This is a genomic window from Trinickia sp. HAY1-2D (assembly GCF_056754935.1).
Window position 1 is genome coordinate 3265087 of record NZ_JBPGWX010000002.1, and the last position, 20480, is coordinate 3285566.

General features: G+C 61.4%; 17 protein-coding genes. 15 read left to right on the plus strand and 2 right to left on the minus strand.

The annotated features are described in order from the left end of the window. Positions 1 to 133 precede the first annotated feature (133 nt). Positions 134 to 1057, minus strand: a complete 924-nt coding sequence (locus ACR9ZC_RS22295; protein WP_481581933.1) for a class I SAM-dependent methyltransferase — start codon at positions 1055 to 1057, stop codon at positions 134 to 136. A gap of 240 nt (positions 1058 to 1297) precedes the next feature. On the opposite strand from ACR9ZC_RS22295, the gene ACR9ZC_RS22300 reads away from it, so the two are divergent. From ACR9ZC_RS22300 to ACR9ZC_RS22350, 11 genes are all read left to right on the plus strand, one after another. Continuing rightward, the gene (locus tag ACR9ZC_RS22300; RefSeq protein WP_481581934.1) at positions 1298 to 2743 is read left to right on the plus strand and encodes a hypothetical protein; all 1446 of its coding nucleotides are present in this window, start codon (positions 1298 to 1300) and stop codon (positions 2741 to 2743) included. Between the two features lie 166 nt (positions 2744 to 2909). Beyond that, the gene (locus tag ACR9ZC_RS22305; protein WP_481581935.1) at positions 2910 to 3401 is read left to right on the plus strand and encodes a hypothetical protein; all 492 of its coding nucleotides are present in this window, start codon (positions 2910 to 2912) and stop codon (positions 3399 to 3401) included. 80 nt (positions 3402 to 3481) lie between these two features. Next, complete coding sequence (locus ACR9ZC_RS22310) at positions 3482 to 4702, plus strand: MFS transporter (RefSeq protein ID WP_481581936.1); 1221 nt, start codon at positions 3482 to 3484, stop codon at positions 4700 to 4702. A 162-nt stretch (positions 4703 to 4864) separates the two neighbouring features. Continuing rightward, positions 4865 to 5974 (plus strand): Rieske 2Fe-2S domain-containing protein, encoded by a 1110-nt coding sequence (locus tag ACR9ZC_RS22315; protein WP_481581937.1) that lies wholly within the window; start codon positions 4865 to 4867, stop codon positions 5972 to 5974. 771 nt (positions 5975 to 6745) lie between these two features. Further along, on the plus strand, positions 6746 to 7096 hold the full coding sequence (locus ACR9ZC_RS22320; RefSeq protein ID WP_481581938.1) for a GNAT family N-acetyltransferase: 351 nt from the start codon (positions 6746 to 6748) through the stop codon (positions 7094 to 7096). Between the two features lie 20 nt (positions 7097 to 7116). Continuing rightward, the gene (locus tag ACR9ZC_RS22325; protein WP_481581939.1) at positions 7117 to 7728 is read left to right on the plus strand and encodes a hypothetical protein; all 612 of its coding nucleotides are present in this window, start codon (positions 7117 to 7119) and stop codon (positions 7726 to 7728) included. After that, complete coding sequence (locus tag ACR9ZC_RS22330) at positions 7707 to 8534, plus strand: DUF4135 domain-containing protein (protein ID WP_481581940.1); 828 nt, start codon at positions 7707 to 7709, stop codon at positions 8532 to 8534. Before ACR9ZC_RS22325 ends, ACR9ZC_RS22330 begins: the two co-directional genes overlap by 22 nt. Before the next feature lie 373 nt (positions 8535 to 8907). Continuing rightward, complete coding sequence (locus ACR9ZC_RS22335) at positions 8908 to 10149, plus strand: ATP-binding cassette domain-containing protein (protein WP_481581941.1); 1242 nt, start codon at positions 8908 to 8910, stop codon at positions 10147 to 10149. A 159-nt stretch (positions 10150 to 10308) separates the two neighbouring features. Further along, positions 10309 to 12774, plus strand: coding sequence for a penicillin acylase family protein (locus ACR9ZC_RS22340; RefSeq protein WP_481581942.1), 2466 nt, complete (start codon positions 10309 to 10311; stop codon positions 12772 to 12774). Between the two features lie 795 nt (positions 12775 to 13569). Next, complete coding sequence (locus tag ACR9ZC_RS22345; RefSeq protein ID WP_481581943.1) at positions 13570 to 14136, plus strand: TetR/AcrR family transcriptional regulator; 567 nt, start codon at positions 13570 to 13572, stop codon at positions 14134 to 14136. Between the two features lie 131 nt (positions 14137 to 14267). Continuing rightward, complete coding sequence (locus ACR9ZC_RS22350; protein ID WP_331571832.1) at positions 14268 to 14693, plus strand: organic hydroperoxide resistance protein; 426 nt, start codon at positions 14268 to 14270, stop codon at positions 14691 to 14693. A 434-nt stretch (positions 14694 to 15127) separates the two neighbouring features. On the opposite strand, the gene ACR9ZC_RS22355 is transcribed toward ACR9ZC_RS22350, so the two are convergent. Next, a complete protein-coding gene (locus tag ACR9ZC_RS22355; protein ID WP_481581944.1) occupies positions 15128 to 16030 on the minus strand; it encodes a LysR family transcriptional regulator in 903 nt (300 codons plus the stop codon). Between the two features lie 111 nt (positions 16031 to 16141). Between ACR9ZC_RS22355 and ACR9ZC_RS22360 the strand changes: the two genes are divergently transcribed. The 4 genes from ACR9ZC_RS22360 (at position 16142) to ACR9ZC_RS22375 (ending at position 20470) form a co-directional block, all read left to right on the plus strand. Beyond that, the gene (locus tag ACR9ZC_RS22360) at positions 16142 to 17020 is read left to right on the plus strand and encodes an alpha/beta fold hydrolase (protein ID WP_481581945.1); all 879 of its coding nucleotides are present in this window, start codon (positions 16142 to 16144) and stop codon (positions 17018 to 17020) included. 4 nt (positions 17021 to 17024) lie between these two features. Then, complete coding sequence (leuC, locus tag ACR9ZC_RS22365; RefSeq protein WP_481581946.1) at positions 17025 to 18443, plus strand: 3-isopropylmalate dehydratase large subunit; 1419 nt, start codon at positions 17025 to 17027, stop codon at positions 18441 to 18443. Next, on the plus strand, positions 18440 to 19054 hold the full coding sequence (leuD, locus tag ACR9ZC_RS22370; protein ID WP_481581947.1) for a 3-isopropylmalate dehydratase small subunit: 615 nt from the start codon (positions 18440 to 18442) through the stop codon (positions 19052 to 19054). The genes leuC and leuD overlap by 4 nt, the downstream gene beginning before the upstream one ends. A 108-nt stretch (positions 19055 to 19162) precedes the next feature. Continuing rightward, complete coding sequence (locus ACR9ZC_RS22375; protein WP_481581948.1) at positions 19163 to 20470, plus strand: dicarboxylate/amino acid:cation symporter; 1308 nt, start codon at positions 19163 to 19165, stop codon at positions 20468 to 20470. The last annotated feature ends 10 nt before the right edge of the window (positions 20471 to 20480 follow it).

Sequence of the window (20480 nt, forward strand, 5' to 3'; positions counted from 1 at the left end):
CCCGTATCGTGACCGGTCCGCCTCCCCCGCGGGTGCGTTCCCGGGCATCTTATAAAGCTTCGCAAGAGTATAGGAGCGCCGCGCAGCCGGTCAAGCGGGGAGGACCCTGGCAAGCGAGCGCCCCGCCACGGGCTCAGATGGAGAAGACGGGCGTGCGCTCCGGCTGGACGGCTTCGAGCGCGTTCACCCACTTGCGCGCCGGCAGGCCCAGCTTGTCTTCGATCAGCCGGGCACGCGATTTGAGCGCCGTGAACGGCACGGCGAGCTCCGGCCCCGAGAAAGCGAGCACGATGCGGTTACCTTCGTGGACCTCGGGCAAAGCGACGACGCGGCCGTCGAAGGCAGCCTTCAAGTGCTTCATGTTGCGCACGAAGCTCGGATGATCGCCAAAGAGGTTGATCGTCGCCATGCCGGCGTTCGTCAGGCAGGCCCGCACGGCGCGATAGAACGCCACACTGTCGAGCACCGGACCGCGGGCCGTCGCGTCGTAAAGATCGATTTGCATGACGCCGACGTCGCCGCGGTTCGCATGATCGTTGACGAAATCCCAGGCATCGGCTTCATGAACCGAGAGGCGGGCATCGTCGGAGGGCAGCGCGAACATCGTGCGGGCCGCAACCACGACGGCGGGATTCAGTTCGACCGCGTCGACGCGCGCGCGCGGCAAGAAGCGATAGGCGAATTTCGTGAGCGCGCCGGTACCGAGGCCGAGCTGGACGATGCGCTTCGGCGTTTCGAGAAAAAGCAGCCACGCCATCATCTGCTGCGCGTATTCGAGCTCGATGTGATCGGGCTTTCGGATACGCATTGCGCCTTGCACCCACTCAGTACCGAAATGCAGATAACGGACGCCGCCCTCTTCCGAGAACGTAACGGGGGCGAATCGCGGTTTGCGCGGCACATCGATGCGCGGGGCGTCGTCGAGTGCGGCCGCGCGGCGCGCCGCGGCACGCTTGCCATTGATGCTCGCGCTTTCGCGTTCGAGACGGGATGAACGGGCGGATTTGCCACGGAAAGCGCGCGCCTCGGCCGAAGCGCGCTTGATGAGATCGGTCATGGATGATGTCGCGCGACACGCGCGCCGGGTTGAATCGGACGAGAGGATAGCATCGCGCGCCAGTCAAGCCGGGTAACCGCGCGCCGCCGGCGTTCGCCCTCTTCTCCGCCGTTTCGCCGCTGGCATAGGGCGGCGGGCGCGGCGGCTCGTATTCTCGAAGACTTTTTTCGCGGCGGCATGCTCAGCGGCGGCGTTTATGGCGGGGCTATCCGTTCGCGTTTTCCAAGGAGGCTTGCTTGTATGTTGAAGTCCATCGCGTCGTCCAGCCCAGCATCTCCGCCGTCCTCGCCCGAGCATATCGCGATCGATATCGACCCGCCGAACGCCGGCTCCCGCACTGACAGGCGCCTCGTCGACTCGCCGCTCGCGCCGTTCGCATCGAGCAGCCCCGCAGACGGAGCCGGTGTCTCGACGACGGCGCCGAGAAGCGCCACCACGGCGAAACTGCAAGGCCTGCACACAGGCGGCTCGCAGGACGAGATTGTGTCGGATGGGAGTCGAGGCAACGCCAGCTCGCGATCTTCGCAAGCCTCTTCGCGCGACGATATCGCGATCGATATCGAGCAGTTGGCCGCCGCCCACGGAATCGACAAGGCGCACGTGCTTGGCGAAACGTTGCCATCGGTGGACGACCTGCGGCTGCCGAGCGTGATGGGCGGGACTGTCGCACGCGGCAGCGACGCCAAGCTGCGATCCAGCGATCGTTTCGTCAACGCGGTGCTGAAATTCGTCGATGCCAAGTTCCCCGGCGAACTCGATCAGCTGGACTTGCCCAAGGGAACGAGACTTTCGCTGCCGCTCGAGAAATCGATCCTGCTCAACGCGCGTCGGTTCGAGCAAGGCTGCAAAGTCCAGCACATCGATGTGGCCGGCGCCGAAGAGCCGCTGTCCGTGGATATCGACCTGTCCACCTACAGTGCCCGACAGGCGATCAAAAAAGGCCCGAGCGGCTTTGCCGACGGTGCCCGTCTGAACCTCGATGCCCGCCAACTGCGAAGCGGATCCGAACCGACCGGCGAAGCGTCGATATCTGGCCGCGCCGCAAGCGACGGACGTGCAGCCGATTTGCATCCTTTCGAATTCCTCAAAAGCACGAAGTACGAGGTCGAGACCGATCATCCCGGGCTGAAGGCGTTGATCGAAAAGGCGCTCAACGACGAAGAGCCCGCTACGCTCGAACTTCGTGCGCGCCTCGGCGCGCATTCGATCAACACCGTACTCAACCAGAAGACACTCGACTGGAAACTTCTTGCCGCCATGGCGCTGAGCCTCGGAGGCAGCACACTCATCGCCTATCTGCTGGACGTGAAAGCGGTCTCGGCGATGGTCAAGAAGGTGGGCAAGAAGCTGGGCAAGGACAGCACGGCGACGCGCTTCGTCGAAGCATTCGCGTCTTCCACCGTTCCCTCTCCGGCGGAGTTCTCCGACTCGATGTTCGTCAAGCGAATCATCGGGCGGTTCCGAGGCTACAGCTTGCTGCCGGAATCGATGGAGGAGGTCAAGGACGATGTAAAAGACTCCGCCGTTTCCGGCTTGATCGCCGCGATCGGATCGATTCCGTCGAACCTCGTGCAGGTCACCCGCAAGGGGGAGCGATCGCCGGCAACGTCGCCACCAATGTGCTCGCCACGGCCACCTCCGCGGCGATGGCCCCGATGGAGGTGGCCAAGGCGCGGGAACAGATGATCGCCGCTGTCATTCAACAGCGCTCGGCCGGCTTTTTCCCGCACCCGAGGCGAGCGGCGCGTCTTCGTCGGACGTCACGCCGGCTCGGGCGCTGGTCAAGGAAGTCGGGCATGAGATTCAGGGAGCGTTCGAAGTGACTCGCGGTGTCGGGGACACGATCAACTCGATGGGCATCGGTCAGGTACTGAGTCTGGCAGCCTTCGCTCCAGTGACCGCGCTGGCGCGCGCACACCTGATCTCGGAGATGATGCAAAAGGTCGCAATGATCGCGGTGAATACGCCAACCGAGGTTCTGAGCCTTGGCACCGGTATTTTGACGGGCAAGTACCTTGGCGGTCTGGGCGGATTATTGACGACGGATCAGGAGAAAAACCGCCGCATCGCCGAGCTGATCGTCAACAAGACGATCGAGCGGCTGCACAACGCCACGGCAGGCAATGGCGATGCCACGGTTCAGATCAGCGAGGCAGAGTTGCGTGCGATCGAACATCCTCCGCTGGAGCTGACGTTTCCGGTCGGCAACAGCATCGTGAATGCCATGAACGGCACGATCGACTTCTTTGCCGAGATCGCCGCCAAGGCCCGCGGCACGCCCCGCGAGCCGGGCCTCGCTGAGAAAGCGGCCCAGGCCGCCACGCAGGCGGCGCTGGAAGAATAAGCCATCGATGCTGTGCCGGCCGGCTCCCGCGGAACGAAGCTTGCTCCGTCAATGAAGCGTTCGAATCCGCGGGGGAAACGATGCACACGCGAACCTTGCACAAGGTGGCATTGAACGGCCGGACATCGCTCGTCGCGGTTTCCGTACTACTCGGCGCGCTGTATGCGGGCAGCACGATCGTCACGCCGCTCTATCCGCTCTATCAGCACGAGTTCGGTCTGTCCGAACTGTCGATCACGCTCGTGTATGCGACTTACGTGGTCGGCAATCTGGCTGCCCTGTTCGTGTTCGGACGGATATCGGACCAGGCCGGTCGCCGGCCCGTCAGCTTGACCGTACTGGCGGTGAGCGGTGTCAGCGCATTGCTGTTCCTCTTTGCCTTCCACCCGGCTCTTCTGTTTCTCGGGCGTGCGGCAAGCGGCCTCGCAATCGGCGTGGGCGCGGCCACGGCGACGGCCTGGATCGCCGATCTGTACGGGGCCGCCGACAAGGCAAACGCGAGCCGTCTCGCTGCTGCCGTCAATCTGGCAGGGCTTGCCGTCGGCGTGTTGGCAGCCGGGCTGCTCGCGCAATTCGCGCCTTGGCCGCTACATACGGTCTATGCGGTCTACCTGCTGGTGCTCGTCGTTACGGCCGTGCTCACCGCGCGAACTCGCGAGACGGTCGAATCTTCGGCGCACTCGGGCGGCGAGGTCTCCTACAAGCCTCGGATCGGGATCCCTCCGGAGTCCCGGGCGGCGTTTGTCCCCCCTGCCGTCGCGGCATTCGCGACGCTTGCGTTGCTCGGCTTTTATGCCGCGCTTTTGCCGAATCTGCTGGCCAACAGCATGCACGAACACAGTCCCGCGTTGAGCGGGGCGGTTGTCGCCGAGATCTTCGTCGTCGGCGCGGCGACGGTCGCGCTCGCGCCGATGCTGGCTTCGCGCACCACCATGTTCATCGGTTTATGGCTGCTGCCGCCTAGCCTCGCGTTGCTGTTGTGGGCACAGTTCGCCGGATCGATGGTGCTGTTGATATCGGCGACGGCGCTATGCGGAATCGCATCGGCCTTCGGGTTTCGGGGAAGCCTGCAGGAGGCCAACCGGATCGCGCCCCCCGAACGCCGCGCGGAACTGCTGTCCGCCTACCTGCTGTGCTGCTACAGCGGCAACTCGCTGCCGGCGGTCGGCGTCGCGGTACTCGCGCGCTTTGTCGGGCGCCTGTGGGCGGATGTCGTCTTCGCGGCCATTTTGGTCGTGCTTGCGTTCGTCGCATTGGCCATCGGCCTGCGCCACGAGCGCCGGTCGGACCGAGCGCGTTGACAGCCTCATTGCCGCCCGATGGCGGCCCCGCGTCGGTGCGGCGATAGGACGAGATTTCGGTCAATTCATCCAAGTTCGCGTAAACTGCGCCCAATGCCCGTTCGCCATGGCATTGCTCTTGGCGATGCCCGGAGGCTCCCCTTATGGAAGGAGGTGTCACGCATGCATGCAGTGCCTTTGCAGGATGGCAGTGCGATCGAACCGCCGGTAACCGCTCCGGTGCGCGATCTGCGCCGTGTCCCGATCCATCCCGATCACTGGTATCCGCTCGCGTGGTCGAGCGAACTGAAGCGAGGTAAAACACTCGGGGTGCGGTTCGCGGGCGATCCGATCGTCCTCGCACGCACGAAATCCGGCACGCTCTTCGCGCTCGAAGATCGTTGTGCACATCGGCAAGTTCCGCTGCATGCGGGCGTGGTGGACGGCGAGTCCATCCGCTGCGGATATCACGGTTGGACCTACGACTGTACGGGCCGCTGCGTCGACGTGCCGTATCTCGGGCGCGAGCGGCTGCCCAACGGTGTACGCGCGTATCCTTGCCGCGAGGCACACGGCCTGATCTTCGTGTTTCCCGGCGATGCCGCACTGGCGGACGAACGGCCGCTGCCCGAGCTGACGTCCGCGGCGGACAAAGCGTACAAAACGCGCCGCTTCGGCCGCGAGGTGAAGTGCCACTACTCGTTCATGCATGAAAACCTGATGGATATGAATCATCAGTTTCTGCACCGGCGGCAGATGGGGCAGATGCGCGCGCGCTCGTTGGGTCGCCGTCGCGGCGACGACTGGGTGGAAGTGGATTACACGTTTGCACGCATGGAAGGCAAACAGCCCGTGGGCGAAGCGCTCGTGTTCGGCGCCAGCAAGAAAGAGAGCGAGCGCAATCACAAGGACGTGATGACGGTGCGCACGCTCTATCCGTATCAAACGCTGCAGATACGCTCGGGCGACGGTACGTTGGTGATGGATCTGTGGATCGTCTATGTGCCGCTGGATGCGGCGCAGCGCACCAATCGAACGTTTGGCGTGCTTTCGATTCGCAAGCCCGGCATTCCGTTTGCGTTGGATCTGGCGTGGCCGCTGCTCGTCTGGTTCACGGAGCGCATTTTCAAGGAAGACCGCTGGATCGTCGAGCGCGAACAAGAAGCGCATGACATGCAGGGGGCCGATTGGAACCATGAAGTCTTCCCTGTCATCAATGAATTGCGCGACCTGTTGCGCAATTGCGGCGGCCGGACGGTGATTCCCATTCGGGAAGTGGGCGACGGCGGCTGAGGGGCGAGCGCTCCTCCTCGTCCAGCGTCGCCCCGTGCCTCCTGCCACATCAGATACGATTCGTCCGCCGTCTCGGGCTTGCTGCTAAACCGAGCGACATCCCCTCCGGGGCAACGCAATTTGCGCGAGCGGCGCATCTCGGGCAGAGCCTGAGACAAAGTCCTTTCGGTTACCAACCTTCGATTGCGTCGGTAACGGCGGCCGCGGAGCCGGCGAGCCAGCCAGCGTAGTCCCTACGCGGCACACCGTCTCAGTCAACTTCCGTTCGTCCGAAAAAATTCCGCACCGCTGATCGAGTTCAAGCTCCTCACTAGCATTTCCCTGCGCCGGCGACGAGTCGTCGGCGCATCTCTCTTCGACACTAACGCGAGGGTGAAATGAACCATCTACAGCAGATCGGCGCCCAACATCGACGCGAATTCTGGCAACAACAAGCTTGCTCCATATCAGAAAAGACATCGGCCGTCTCTTTACGAGATATCTCCTTTCGAATCAACGGCACTAACGAAATAATCGAACTGATGGAGGGCTATCAGAAGCCGGCCTATGCGCTTGACGATTACTCCGGGCCGAAAACTACGAAGTGCTGTGCTACAGGAACATGTAGCAGGGTTGGCTAATCCGCTCCTAGACAACTAAGGCCCCGCCCGCCCAATTCTGGGCGGGCGACCAACCACATGAGGTGACAAAATCAAGGTCATCGTACATTTTGATTCGAAAACGATCGAATCAGAGTCCATCGCTCAACTCTATGAGCGAGTCGGATTTGGTTTGGCAAAGGACTACCTGGCCGTTGATGATTTCCGACAGCGATTCCTGGATGGTGCGAATCTGTTTGCGGCATTTGCCACAACGCAATCCGATAACCGCCTGCTCGGCATGGTGCGAGTATTCAGCGACGAAATATTCGTTACCTATGTCGCCGAGCTCTGCGTCGATCCGGACGTTCGCAACCGAGGCATTGGAACCGCTCTTATGGAGGCCATCGTGCAGCGTTTTGAGCAGACGGCGATCTTCACCGAGGCCTTTTCTGGAAGCGAGAAGCTCTTCTCCGCGGTCGGAATAACACCTAAGGGCAAACTGGTCGCGTGTAGTAGGGCTCCAGGGCCGTTCCCCATGTGACGAAAATTTGGGAGATACCCATGAAGCGATCGCTTGCAGCACTTGTCGATAACGCGCTGGTAAGCGTTCGAGGCCAACGCATCGACCAGCCAAGCCCATACGTTGGCGACATTGGAGGCGTCGCCTGCGTGCACGACCTTGTCAAGGCAGAGCTGAGCGCATTCGTGCGCCCCTTCGAACATGCGGAGATCGGCGTCCCGGATCGAAGCGGCGGATCGTGGGACCCCGTGGACACCGGTTTTCTCGAATCATTTTTGCCGCACCGCGCGGACCGCATCGCCACCTATTTGAAGCGGGTAGTTCATCTTGCCGCGCCCATTATTACAGCCGCTGCTTGCAAGGACATGAAGCTATCGTTTCTTAGCGGTGATTCACATCGAGGCGGCGCGCGGCCGGTACTTGTTCAGGGATCAGATCGGCGCTTCGTCGTCAAGCCAGCCGACCCGCGTCCCTACGAGCTCCTCTGCCACGTGCTTGAAATCGTAGAGTCGGGACTTGCCCTCGGGCTCGCATATCCAAGATTGGTAGTCCGCGACGCGTCGCATCAGGGCAAGTCCTCCCATTTCTCGAGCCGAATATATGTAAGGACAAGCACGACGAGCGCCATTACATGTTGCGCCTTGGCGCGGTGACTGCCGCGGCATATTTTCTCGATCTCACCGACATACATTGCGAGAATCTAATCAGCGCTGACTGTATGCCAGTGATCGTAGACGCGGAATGTATGTTTTCCGGTTTTCTAGGTAGCGCCCGAACGCCACGACAACGGCTGGCCGAGACAGGTCTGGTCGCGACACATGCCGATCTATCAGCAATTCTCGGTGGTAACGTGGAGACGAGAGAGATCGGCGGCCACTTACGTGACGGGAAGTTTAACTATCTTCGCCCTACTCAGAGTCAATCGCATCGGCTACTGCGAGCCGATGGTTCCTGCTCCGACCCAAGGGATCACATCGATCTGATATCAGAAGGGTTTGAGCGGGCACTCAAAACGATGGCTGCGAAGCAACGGCTGTTGACCGACATACTGTACGACGCTCGATATCGGACATGCGAGACACGGTACGTCTACCGCCCAACAGCTCACTACAAGTGCTGCCTTGAATTGCTTTTCGCCCCGGCAAGCACCGACCGGCATGAGATGCGACACGCGTTGCTCCGCGAGCTTTTCAAGCTAACGCCATTTGACACGGCTTCGGATGTCGACACGAGGGCCGGCGAATTGCACGACCTTTTGAACGGTGATATTCCCTACTTTCACCTGGCCGGCGACGAACCGTATGTGCTGCACGAGCTTGGTGCGATGAGCCGACGCAACGACAGATTTACGCTCAACCGCCGAATTCAACGCGCGCTCGACGAATTCCAAGAGAGCGACGTTCCTATGCTAGTCGATACGCTGCAGCGCTTCCTCCGCGAAGGAAGGTGCATTGTATGATATCGAAATATGTAGATCGAGTAGTTATTGACACGCTCGCTGTGCTCGATCGTAGCATGCAGTTGCGTTTTATCGCCATTGTTGTGTGCCTGGTTCTCAGTTCATCCGCCATCAGTATCGCCCCGGTTTTTCTAGCTGGTGTAATTGACAAATCTGGGAGCGGACCACTCCCCCAATCATTTACGCTACTCGCGCTCCTCTATATCGCAGTAAGATTTTCTGGACAAATCCTCACTGACCTGCGATGGTTAATCATTAACCCATTTTTGTATCGATTATCCTACAATCTCGCGACAGCAGTCGCCGCAGGCATTAGCCAAAAATCAAATTTTAGCGTTCGAGTGACCGAGAGCGCGGAAGCAATTACCGTCGAGTGGCGATCGTCTCGAAGATGCAGATCGGCTCAATGAATGTAGCCTATAGCGTGTTGTCCGGCTTGCTGCCCGCGCTCTGTGATCTCGTCATCGTTGTCATTGTTGTCTCAGCCGTGGCCGGCGACGTATTCCCATACCTCTTTATTGCTGGGATCATCACCTTGATGCTTGCAATAAATTTTCTCCGGCGACGCGAGCTGCACCAAACGGCTATGGCCAATGAAGCCGATAACGACGTTTTTGCGCAGTACAGCGGTTTAATATCAAACGTGAAACTTATCTGCGAGTACAAGGCACTCTCTTATTTCAAGAATGGATTAACCCAGGCGGTCGATATATCGATGACGACGCATGACGCGTTGTTTCGAGTTAAAAGTATCAGGGGCATCGTGATTACTGTCGCAACAGGTACCGCGTATGTAGTGGTGATGTATGTGGCATCGCGTGGCATGATGGATGACAAGGTCAGCGCAGGCGAGGTATTTCTTCTGGCAACTTATCTCGATCGCCTAATTCAGCCGCTTGGCAATATTTCTAACGCCATCAACTCGTTTCAGACTGGTTTGGTTTCAATGGGCGCGGGCTACGATGCGCTCGATCAGCTGGACGGCACGGCGCCCCGTACACCAACGCGGCGAATGAGACGCTTCCCCGTATCCGTGCATTGCACCGATGAGCACGCGACCTCTATCGATATCACCGATTTTGTGAAGGGTGACCGGATTCATGTGGCAGGCAGATCGGGCGCGGGGAAATCAACGTTTTTAGCCGATATGTATACCGAAATGAGAACCGATTGCGGCGGCACAGTCCTGTACGTACCCGCATCTCCTGAGGTGATTGACGGCACCGTTCGGGAGAACATACGACTCGCTAGCGACTGTGTTCAGGACATGGACATCAGGGCTAGCCTGGATACGTGGGACGGGATCTGCGGAAACCGACGCATTGAGCTAGACGAGGACGCGCGGTCACTTTCGCTCGGAGAAAGACAATTCGTCGCCGTCGTGCGTGCAGTGCTGCATCGGCCACAGGTGTTAATACTCGACGAAGCGCTCAACTCCGTCGATGCAGCGGCTGAGAAGGTCGTCTTGCGCTACGTGGTCGATGCGCTTCCGGAAACCATCATTTTCTTGGTCAGCCATCGTCCAATCGCTGGCGTCCGGCCCAATAAAAGGGTTCAGTGCGGACAATGGCCGTATAATAGCGGCGAGCGCCTGCGTCAAGACAGTCCCCAATAACGATCCGCTTTGAACAAAGGCTTGCAGCAGCGTATAGCCGCCTGCCCTCAACCAAGCTCATGCTATCGGCTCCGCCGTATAGACCGGGCCGCAGGGGCGCGCTCGACGGAACGCTCCATATCCTCGACAATTGTTTTCTACTTCCCGAAGGAGAGAGCAGTGTCGGCAAGGATAATTCAAACAATCGCTTTCACCGTTGCGCTAGCCGGCGCATTACTCCTTCGATACGCACACGCCGAGACCGCTCCCGACGAAACGATCACCGTCGAAGGCTTGTCCCATCCCGCGGATATCCTCATCGATAAATGGGGCGTACCGCATATCTTCGCGGACAGCGAGCGCGATGCCTTCTTCGTGCAAGGCTTCAATGCCGCCCGCGACCGCATGTTCCAGATCGACCTATGGCGCCGTCGCGGACTCGGCCAGCTCGCGGAAGTCTTCGGCCCCGCCTACGTCGAGCAGGACAAGGCCACCCGCCTTTTTCTGTACCGCGGCAACATGTCCGCCGAATGGAAGCGCTACGGACCCGATGCGAAGCCCGTCGCTACCCGTTTCGCAACGGGCGTCAACGCCTACATCGATTGGCTGGCCGCACACCCCGACCGCCTGCCCTACGAATTTCGCAAAGTCGGCTACTGGCCCGCGAAATGGAGTCCGGAAGACATCGTCCGCATTCGCAGCCATGGCCTCACACGTAATCTGAAGAGCGAAGTCGCACGCGCAAAGCTCGCCTGCGTCAGTACGCTTGCCGATGACTCCGTGCGCTTCGGTCTGCAGCCTCCATGGCAAACCCACGTGCCCGAAGGACTCGATCCATGTCTGCCGGACGACGTGCTCAAGGTCTTTACGCTCGCGACGCAAAGCGTGCGCATCACGCCGGATTCGCTCCAGAGCGCCGACGCCGCGACGACGGTCATCGCCGCAGCCGATAATCCCGAGGAAGTCACCGAAGGCAGCAATAACTGGGTGATTGCACCGAACAAGTCGGCAACGGGCCGCGCGATCATGGCCAACGATCCGCACCGCGCCTACGCGGCGCCGAGCCTGCGTTACATCCAACAGATCAGCACGCCGACGCTCGACATCATCGGCGGCGGCGAACCGTCGGCACCCGGCATTTCGATCGGACACAACGGCTCGATTGCGTATGGCCTCACGATTTTCAACATCGATCAGGAAGACCTCTACGTCTACCAATCGAATCCCGCCAACCCACGCGAGTACCGCTACAAAGGCCACTGGGAGCCCATGCGCATCGTGCACGAGAAGATCGCCGTGCGGGGGGAGGCGCCTGTCGATGCCGAACTGGCGTTCACGCGCCACGGTCCCGTCATCTACACGCAGCACGACAAAAATCGTGCGTTCGCGGTCCGCACGGCGTGGCTGCAACCGGGTATGTCGCCGTATTTCGATTCGATGCGCTACATGCGCGCCAAGAACTTCGCTCAGTTCAAACGAGCCCTTTCGAGCTGGGGCGCGCCAACGGTCAACCAAGTCTACGCGGACATACGCGGCCACATCGGATGGGTGCCGAGCGGGCTCGCGCCGAAGCGTCCGAACTGGGACGGGCTCCTGCCCGTTCCGGGCGACGGCCGCTACGAGTGGGCCGGCTTCTGGCCACGCGACGCGATGCCGTCCGCCTACGACCCGAGCAGCGGCTATTTCACCACGTCCAACGAAATGAATCTGCCGCCCGATTTTCCCTACGCGGAACGCAAACCGGGCTTCGAGTGGACCAACGGCTCGCGCCATCAGCGCATCGACGAAGTATTGCGGTCGTTGCCAAAGGTATCGATCGAAGATAGCGAGCGGTTGCAAAACGATATCGAATCGATTCCCGCACGCCGGCTGGTCGCATTGCTCGCTCCGCTGTCGAGCAACGATCCTTCGACGCATGCCGCACTGTCCATGCTCGCAGGCTGGGATGCGCAAATGCGAGCGGACTCGGCGCAAGCTGCCCTCGAGGAAGTCTGGCTGAGTCGCCATCTCGGGCGAGCATTCAAACGAGCCGTGTTGCCGCGAGCGGCTGCCGATGCGTTCGGCGCACCCGACACAGCGGTGATGCTCGACTCTCTGGAACACCCACAGGCGCGTTTTGGCGACAACGCGCAGGCGAAACGCGATGACCTGCTCCTTACCAGTCTGCGTGCGGCGTACGAGGAGATGGTGCGGCTGCAAGGTCCGGACAACGGCAAGTGGCAATGGGGGAAGCTCCAGACCAATCTGAATGCGCATCCATTCGCGGATCTCGTCGATGACAAGACGCGCGCCAAGCTCGATGTCGGTCCCATCGGCAAAGGTGGCAGCGCTTATACGCCGAACCAGTCCACCTATCGCACTAGCGATTTCCGCCAGACCAACGGTCCATCGTTTCGTGTGATCGTCGACGTGGGCAATTGGGACAATTCGAGGGCGATGAACCTGCCCGGCGAATCAGGCGATCCGGACAGTCCACACTATCGCGACCTCACGCAGATGTGGCTGAACGGCGAGTACTTTCCGTTACTCTATACGCGCGCCGCCGTCGAGAAGGCGACGGAAAAGCGCATTCATCTGGTACCGGACCCGCAGACGCATTCATCGCGTTCCCCGTCTCGTGAGGCGATGACCAGGAGGCTTTTGTGAATCCGAAACGAACAGGCGCAAGCCATGTCGTGCCGCCAGATGTCAATCTTGGGAACATTTCGCCTGGACATCGCACGGCGGTTCCCGCACCGAGAGCAGAACCGGTGCCGCCGAATACCGCATTGCTCGGGTTGCGTCCGCCCACAGCCCGCTCGTCGGCGTTGGATCTGTCTGCCCTGCGCGAGGCGCAGAACTACGTTCGGGACTTGGGTATCCGCTTCCATCAAACTGGAAATCGATGGGTAGCCACCAACGGTGTCGACCCGGACGACGCGGGGCAATCCGACGCATGCGTCGAACTCGAAGTGGTCTCGGACGCGTCGGCCAGGCGAGTCGAGACTGATGCCGGCATTCAATCGGTCGCGCCCATCGAGATTTGGCACATACAACGGGGCGATGCGCCTCCTGGCACGGCACATCGATTGCTCGCCGCGTTGCTTTGGCACGCTCGTATCGTGCCGACGAAGATTTTCGGCGTCATTCAAGAGTCGACGACGCGACGACTCATGCAGGCACGCCGGAAGATTTCGCCGCGAAGATCGAAAACTCCCTCATCGTGCGTATGCGCGCGAAGGCATTACTGTGCGTGGGGCTTCGCCCTGCGCAAACGGCCATGGAGCACGACGCACGTGGCGTGGTGGTTCTCGCCACACATGTGGATCCCTTCTCCATCCGTCGGCGGTTGACGGCCGAGATGCCGAAATGAAACAGACTTGACCGGCCTCACCCGGCTGCGGACACGACGCGTTCGCTTCGCGCTTGACAATCTATCTACACGTAGATAAACTCACGCCCATGGACTCGAAATCGACCGTCAGGGAACAGTTGCTGGACCACGCCATCACGCTGATCATGTTGCGCGGGTTCAATGGCTTTAGTTATCGCGACCTATCGGAACTGGTAGGCGTAAAGACGTCGAGCATTCACTATTACTTTCCGTCGAAAGACGATCTGGTGCTCGAGGCGGTTGCCGAATACAGCCGAAGCGTCCTTCAAACGCTCGACACGATCGATCCGTCACTGCAGGCGGATGCGAAGTTGAGCCGCTATACGAAACTGTTCGGCAGGACACTCGGCGATGGCAACCAGATCTGCTTGTGCGGGATGCTGGCAGCAGACATCGAGTTGTTGCCGGATAATGTTCGCGAAGCTGTTCAGGCGTTCTTCAAAGCGAACGAGGCGTGGCTTGCCAACGTCCTCGCGCAGGGTGCGAAGGAAGGCACGCTGGCGTTCAGCGGCAAGCCGCAGAACGCGGCACGTGCACTGTTCGCCGCCTTTCAGGGCAGCGTGCTCGCCAGTCGGCTCTTCCATACGAAGGCCCGGCTCGAAGACGTCGAACTCGTCTGGAAGAAAGTGTCCTGATGTCGGGGGCTGTTCAGTAAATATGTGCAGTAGCCATGAAGTACGGGCAGATCCATGCCCGCGTTTGTTTGAGCTATTTAATCTATCTTTCAGTAGATAGCCACAGTCATCACCTCAAAGGAGTATTCATCATGTCGGTTGAAAAAGTTCTCTATCGTGCCCACGCAACGGCAACGGGCGGTCGCGACGGCCGCGCTGTCGTGCCCGAAGGCAATCTCGACCTCAAGCTGACGACCCCGCGCGAGCTCGGCGGCGCCGGCGGAGCCGGCACGAACCCTGAACAGTTGTTCGCGGCCGGCTATAGCGCCTGCTTTCTTGGCGCGATGAAGTTCGTCGCCGCGCGCGATCGGATTGCGATCCCGGCCGACGTATCGATCGAGGGGAGCGTTGGGATCGGCGCGATCCCGAACGGCTTCGGCATTGAAGTGGAATTGAAGATTTCGCTGCCGGGCATGGACCGCGAAGCGGCACGCGCCCTCGTCGACAAGGCCCACATCGTCTGCCCGTACTCGAACGCGACTCGAAACAACATCGACGTCACGCTCACGCTGGTTTGAATGCCACTCCCCGTTGATCTATAGGCTACGGGCTGCCCCAACGATCGGTTTCCGGGGCGGCCCCGTCGCCTCGACATCCTGGCACCGGCCGACCGAAGGCATTGTTCTTGCGTCACCGCAGCGTGAACGAACTCGATCGGGAGAAACCGATGACAGAGGAAAAGCCAGACAAAGCGTCCGTCCGGAAACCCGGCCCGCAACCCGCACAGCCGGCCCCCCATGAACAAAAGACAAGCCGCGAAACCGATCGCTCACGCACCGGCGAAGGCTCGGGCGCGAGCGGTGGCGGATCGCTCGGGAATCTCCCCGGCGCGCCGGTGACGGGCGGTAGCCCCGAATTCGGTCCCCAGGAGATCCGTCCGCAAAAGCCGCCAACCGATCAGCCCGCTCGCGACCGCAAAAACGAGGAGCCCTGACAGCGGCCGGACGCCGTCTCACGCGACGTCTGCCGGCCTGCGCAGAGACTCACCCAGAAAGTCGACAAACGTCCGCAGCTTGACCGAAAGCTGATTGCGCTCGAGATAGATCGCGTGGATGTTGGCATCCGGCAACGCCCAGTCCGAGAGCAACGGTACGAGTTCCCCGCTCGCGAGGTAGCGCTCGATCTCCCACTGCGATCGCACGACGATGCCCCGCCCTTCGAGCGCCCAATGCAGCACGACGCTGCCGTCGTTGCTCGACAATGCACCATCGACCTTGACCGTTTCCGTACGCTTCGCTCGTGAAAAATGCCACGTGCCATAAGCCGACTCGTTCTCACGCAGCACGATGCACGCATGTCGCGTCAGATCGTGCGGCACGGCAGGCTCGCCGCACCGCGCCACGTATTCGGGCGATGCACATACCCATCGCCGGTTTTCGAGTAACAGCCGCGAATTGATCCGCGCATCGGGCACCTCCCCGAACCGGATGCCGAGATCGAACCCCTCGTCCTGAAGATTCATCGGCCGCTCCGTCAGATGCAGCAGGATTTTCATCGCGGGATAACGCGCGACGAACGCCGATACCGCCGGCGCAATCCGCGCCCGCCCAAAGCCGAACGATGCGTTCACACGCAACAATCCCGTCGGTTCGCCGCGGCTTTGGGCGACGAGATGTTCCAGTTCCGATAAGTCATCCAGAATGCGCGAACCGCTCGACAGATAGAGTTCACCCTCGGGCGTCAGGCTCAAACGCCGCGTCGTACGGTTCATCAACCGCACGCCGAGGCGCCGTTCCAGTTGCGCGAGCCGCTTGCTGACCGCAGGCGGCGTGACGCCCAATTCGCGCGCCGCGGCAGCCAAATTCCGATGCCGCGCGACTAGCGCAAACACGTTCAAGTCCGAGAAACCGTCCATCTCTCACCCCTCTGCCCCAATTCGTTCCTAAAGGTTACGACCGGAATAAATTCCCGGAAACCCAATCGCGTCATTCATCAATTAGACTCGAATCATCCTGAGGAGACAACCATGTTCGAAGGCTTCACGAAGGTATCGACGTCCGTCGATGGCATACGCATCAACGCCATCCAGGGCGGACGCGGGCCGTCCCTCCTACTGTTGCACGGGCATCCGCAAACGCATGCGATCTGGCACAAAGTGGCACCGGCGCTGGCCGAACATTTCACGGTGATCGCCGCCGACTTGCGCGGGTACGGCGACAGCGGCAAGCCGCCGGGCGCAGCCGATCATGCCAACTACGCGAAGCGCCGCATGGCGCTCGATCAAATCGAACTGATGCGCGGCCTCGGCCATGAGACGTTTGCGGTAATGGGCCACGATCGCGGCGGGCGCGTCGCCGTGCGCATGGCGCTCGACCATCCCGAAGCGGTCACGCGCCTCGTGACGCTCGATGTCGCTCCGACGCTAGCGATGTACGAAAAGACCTCGTTCGACTTCGCGCGTGCCTATTGGCACTGGTTCATGCTCGTGCGCCCCGCGCCGTTTCCGGAAACGCTGATGCGCGCGGACCCCGATCTCTATCTCAAGCAGACCATCGGTGCGCGCAGCGCCGGCCTCGCGCCGTTCACGGTAGCGGCTTACGCGGAATATCTGCGGTGCCTCTCCGATCCCGATACCGCGCACGGCATCTGCGAGGACTATCGCGCGAGCGTCACGATCGATCTCGAACACGATCGCGCGACGCTCGCTTCCCGGCAGCGAATCGCTTGCCCGTTCCTGGCGTTGTGGGGCGCGCAAGGCGTCATCGAACAATGCTTCGATCCGCTCGCCGAGTGGCGGCCCTATGCCGCAGGCGTGCACGGCGAAGCGCTGCCTTGCGGCCACTACATCCCCGAGGAAGCGCCCGAGCTGCTGGTCGAACGCGTGCTGCCTTTTCTCAACGAGTGAGCTCATGTCCGAACGAACCCTTTACGACAAGCTCGTCGATTCGCACACGGTGCTGCATATCGACGAGCACAACGTGCTGCTGTACGCCGACCTTCATCTGATGAACGAGTACACCAGTCCGCAAGCGTTCAGCGCGCTTGAAGCACGCGGCCGCGCGGTGCGCCGTCCGCGACAGCAACTGGCCGTCGTGAGCCATATCATTCCCACTCATGCTGAGTCGCCGCGCGTGATTCGCGATGCGGCATCGCTCATGCAGGCGACGAACCTCGCGCGCAACTGCGAGCGAGCCGGCATCCGGCTCCTGGCGGCGAACGATCCGCTACAAGGGATCGAACACATCGTCGCGCCGGAACTCGGGCTGATTCGTCCCGGCATGGTCGTGCTGTGCGGCGACAGCCATACCACCACGTACGGTGCGCTCGGCGCATTGGGCTTTGGCATCGGCACATCGGAAGTCGAGCAGGTGCTCGCGACGCAAACGCTCGTGTACCGGCTGGCGCGGACCATGCGAGTCACGATCGAGGGCGCACTGCCGTACGGCACGTCGTCGAAGGACGTCATCCTCTGGGTCATCAGCAAGATCGGCGCGCAAGGGGCACGCGGATATGCCGTCGAATTCACCGGCTCGACGATCGAATCGCTGTCTGCCGAGGCCCGCATGACCTTGTGCAACATGACGGTCGAAGCCGGCGCGCGCGCCGCGCTCATTGCGCCCGACGCGACCACCTTCGAATACGTGCGTGCCCACGCGCCTTCATTCGACGAATCGGCTTGGCGAGATGCGCTCGAAGACTGGCGCGCGCTGCATTCCGACGCCGGCGCGCGCTTCGACGTCGAACACCATTTCAACGCGCGGCACATCGCCCCATTCGTCACCTGGGGCACGAGCCCCGACCAGGCCGTCGCCATCGATGAGCCGATTCCCGACGAGGGTGCACAAACGACACCGGAAGCTGCGGCGTCACTGCGCCGCGCGCTCGAATACATGGACCTCGCACCGAATCGACCTATGGCCGGCACGCCCATCGATCGCGTATTCGTCGGTTCGTGCACCAACGGGCGCATCGAAGACTTGCGCACGGTCGCGGCCATCGTACGGGGCAAGCGCGTCGCGCCAGGTGTGCGCGCGATGGTCGTGCCGGGTTCGGGCAGCGTTCGCCAGGCAGCCGAACGGGAAGGCATCGCAAAGACGCTGATCGATGCGGGCTTCGAATGGCGTGAGCCGGGCTGCTCGATGTGCCTCGCGATGAACGACGACGTGCTCGGCGCCTCCGAGCGCTGCGCGTCCACCACCAACCGCAATTTCGAAGGCCGCCAGGGACGCGGCGGCCGCACGCATCTGATGAGTCCCGCGATGGCCGCAGCCGCCGCCATCACTGGCCGCATCACCGATGTCCGCACGCTCGAGGCCCCCACACCATGACCCGGCTCACGACTATTCAAGGCAGCGCCCTCCCGTTGCCCATCGACAATCTCGACACCGACCAGATCATGCCGAAGCAGTTCCTGCGCGTCATCGATAAAGCAGGTCTCGCCGACGGTCTGTTGTACGACCTGCGCTTCGACGAGTCGGGTGAGCCTCGCGCGGAGTGTGTGCTCAATCAGCGCGCTTATGCGAGCGCGCGCATCCTGATCGGCGGCGCCAACTTCGGCTGCGGATCGAGCCGCGAGCACGCGGTATGGGGTCTGCAGCAATACGGATTCCAGGCCGTGATCGCGCCGAGCTTCGCAGAGATCTTCTATTCGAACGCAATGAACAACCGCCTGCTGCTCGTACCCCTGGAGCGTGAGGCAATCGATGCGCTGACGCGCTCGGCGATCGAATCGCCCGGCGCATCGCTCTCGATCGATCTCGATCAACAGACGGTGAGCTCCGCGTCGGGCGAACGCTATGCGTATACGATCGGCGCGCGCCACAAGCGCATGGTCATCGAAGGCATGGACACCGTAGACCTGACGCTCGACTCACTCGCCGCAATCGAAGCCTTCGAACAGTCGCATTTCGTCCGACATCCCTGGGCGCGCGTGATGTAAGCGCCCATCCGTTGCACGCGGTAACCGCTTGCCTGCTCGAGCCATGCCGATTCCCTTCCGACAGAAGAACGGACGGCTATCCCTTTGCCTCTAGAAAGGAGGAGACACATGAAACGCAAACCGTTATACAAGATTCTCTATGTTCAAGTGCTGGCGGCCATTGTCGCCGGCGTCCTGCTCGGCCATTTCGCGCCGCAAGCCGCGGTCGCGCTCAAGCCGCTCGGCGATCTGTTCATCAAGCTCGTGCGGATGATCATCGGGCCGGTGATTTTCTGCACGGTCGTGACCGGTATCGCGGGCATGCAGGACATGAAGAAGGTCGGGCGCGTCGGCGGCAAGGCGTTGCTCTATTTCGAGCTCGCGTCCACGCTCGCGCTCGCGATCGGTTTGCTCGCCGCGCATGTGCTCGCGCCCGGCAATGGGTTCAATGTCGATCCGTCGACGCTCGATGCGCACGCCGTTTCGAGCTACGCGGCGCAAGCCGCCCACGGCGACGGCTTGTCCGGATTCATTGCACACGTCATTCCCGAGACGTTTGTCGGCGCCCTCGTGCATGGCGACATCCTCCCCGTGCTGCTGATCGCGATGCTGTTCGGCACAGCATTGACGCTGACAGGCAAGCCCGCCGAGCCCGTCACGCATTTGATCGAGGCGTCGTCCAAAGCGTTCTTTCGCATCGTCGGCATGGTCACGAGTCTCGCGCCGATCGGTGCCTTCGGCGCCATCGCCTTCACGATCGGCCGTTACGGCATAGTCTCGCTGCTGCCGATGTTCAAGCTGATCGGTGCCTTCTACCTCACCGCGCTCCTGTTCGTCGCCGTGGTGCTCGGCATGGTCGCGCGCCTCGCTGGATTCAATCTGTGGCGCTTCCTGGCCTATATCCGCGACGAACTGCTGATCGTCCTCGGCACATCGACGTCCGAAGCGGCGTTGCCGCAATTGATGGAAAAACTCGAACGTCTCGGTTGCCCACGCGGCGTCGTGGGGCTCGTGGTGCCCACCGGTTATTCGTTCAATCTCGACGGCACGAACATCTACATGACGCTTGCGGTGCTGTTTCTCGCGCAGGCGACCAACATCCATTTGACGTTCGCGCAGGAAATCGTGCTGCTGCTCGTCACGATGCTGACCTCGAAGGGCGCGGCGAGCGTTGCGGGCGCGGGCTTCATCACGCTCGCCGCAAGCCTGTCCGTTGTGCCGACCGTTCCCGTCAGCGCAATGGTGCTGATTCTCGGCATCGATCGCTTCATGTCCGAATGCAGGGCGCTCACGAACATCATAGGCAACGGCGTGGCAGCGATCGTCGTATCGGCGTGGGAAGGCGAGCTCGATCGGACGAAGCTCGCGGCAACGTTGGGAGACGACGCGCGGATCGGGCGCGGTGCGTCTATCGCGAGTCGCGAAGCATCTCATTGATTGGCCAGTC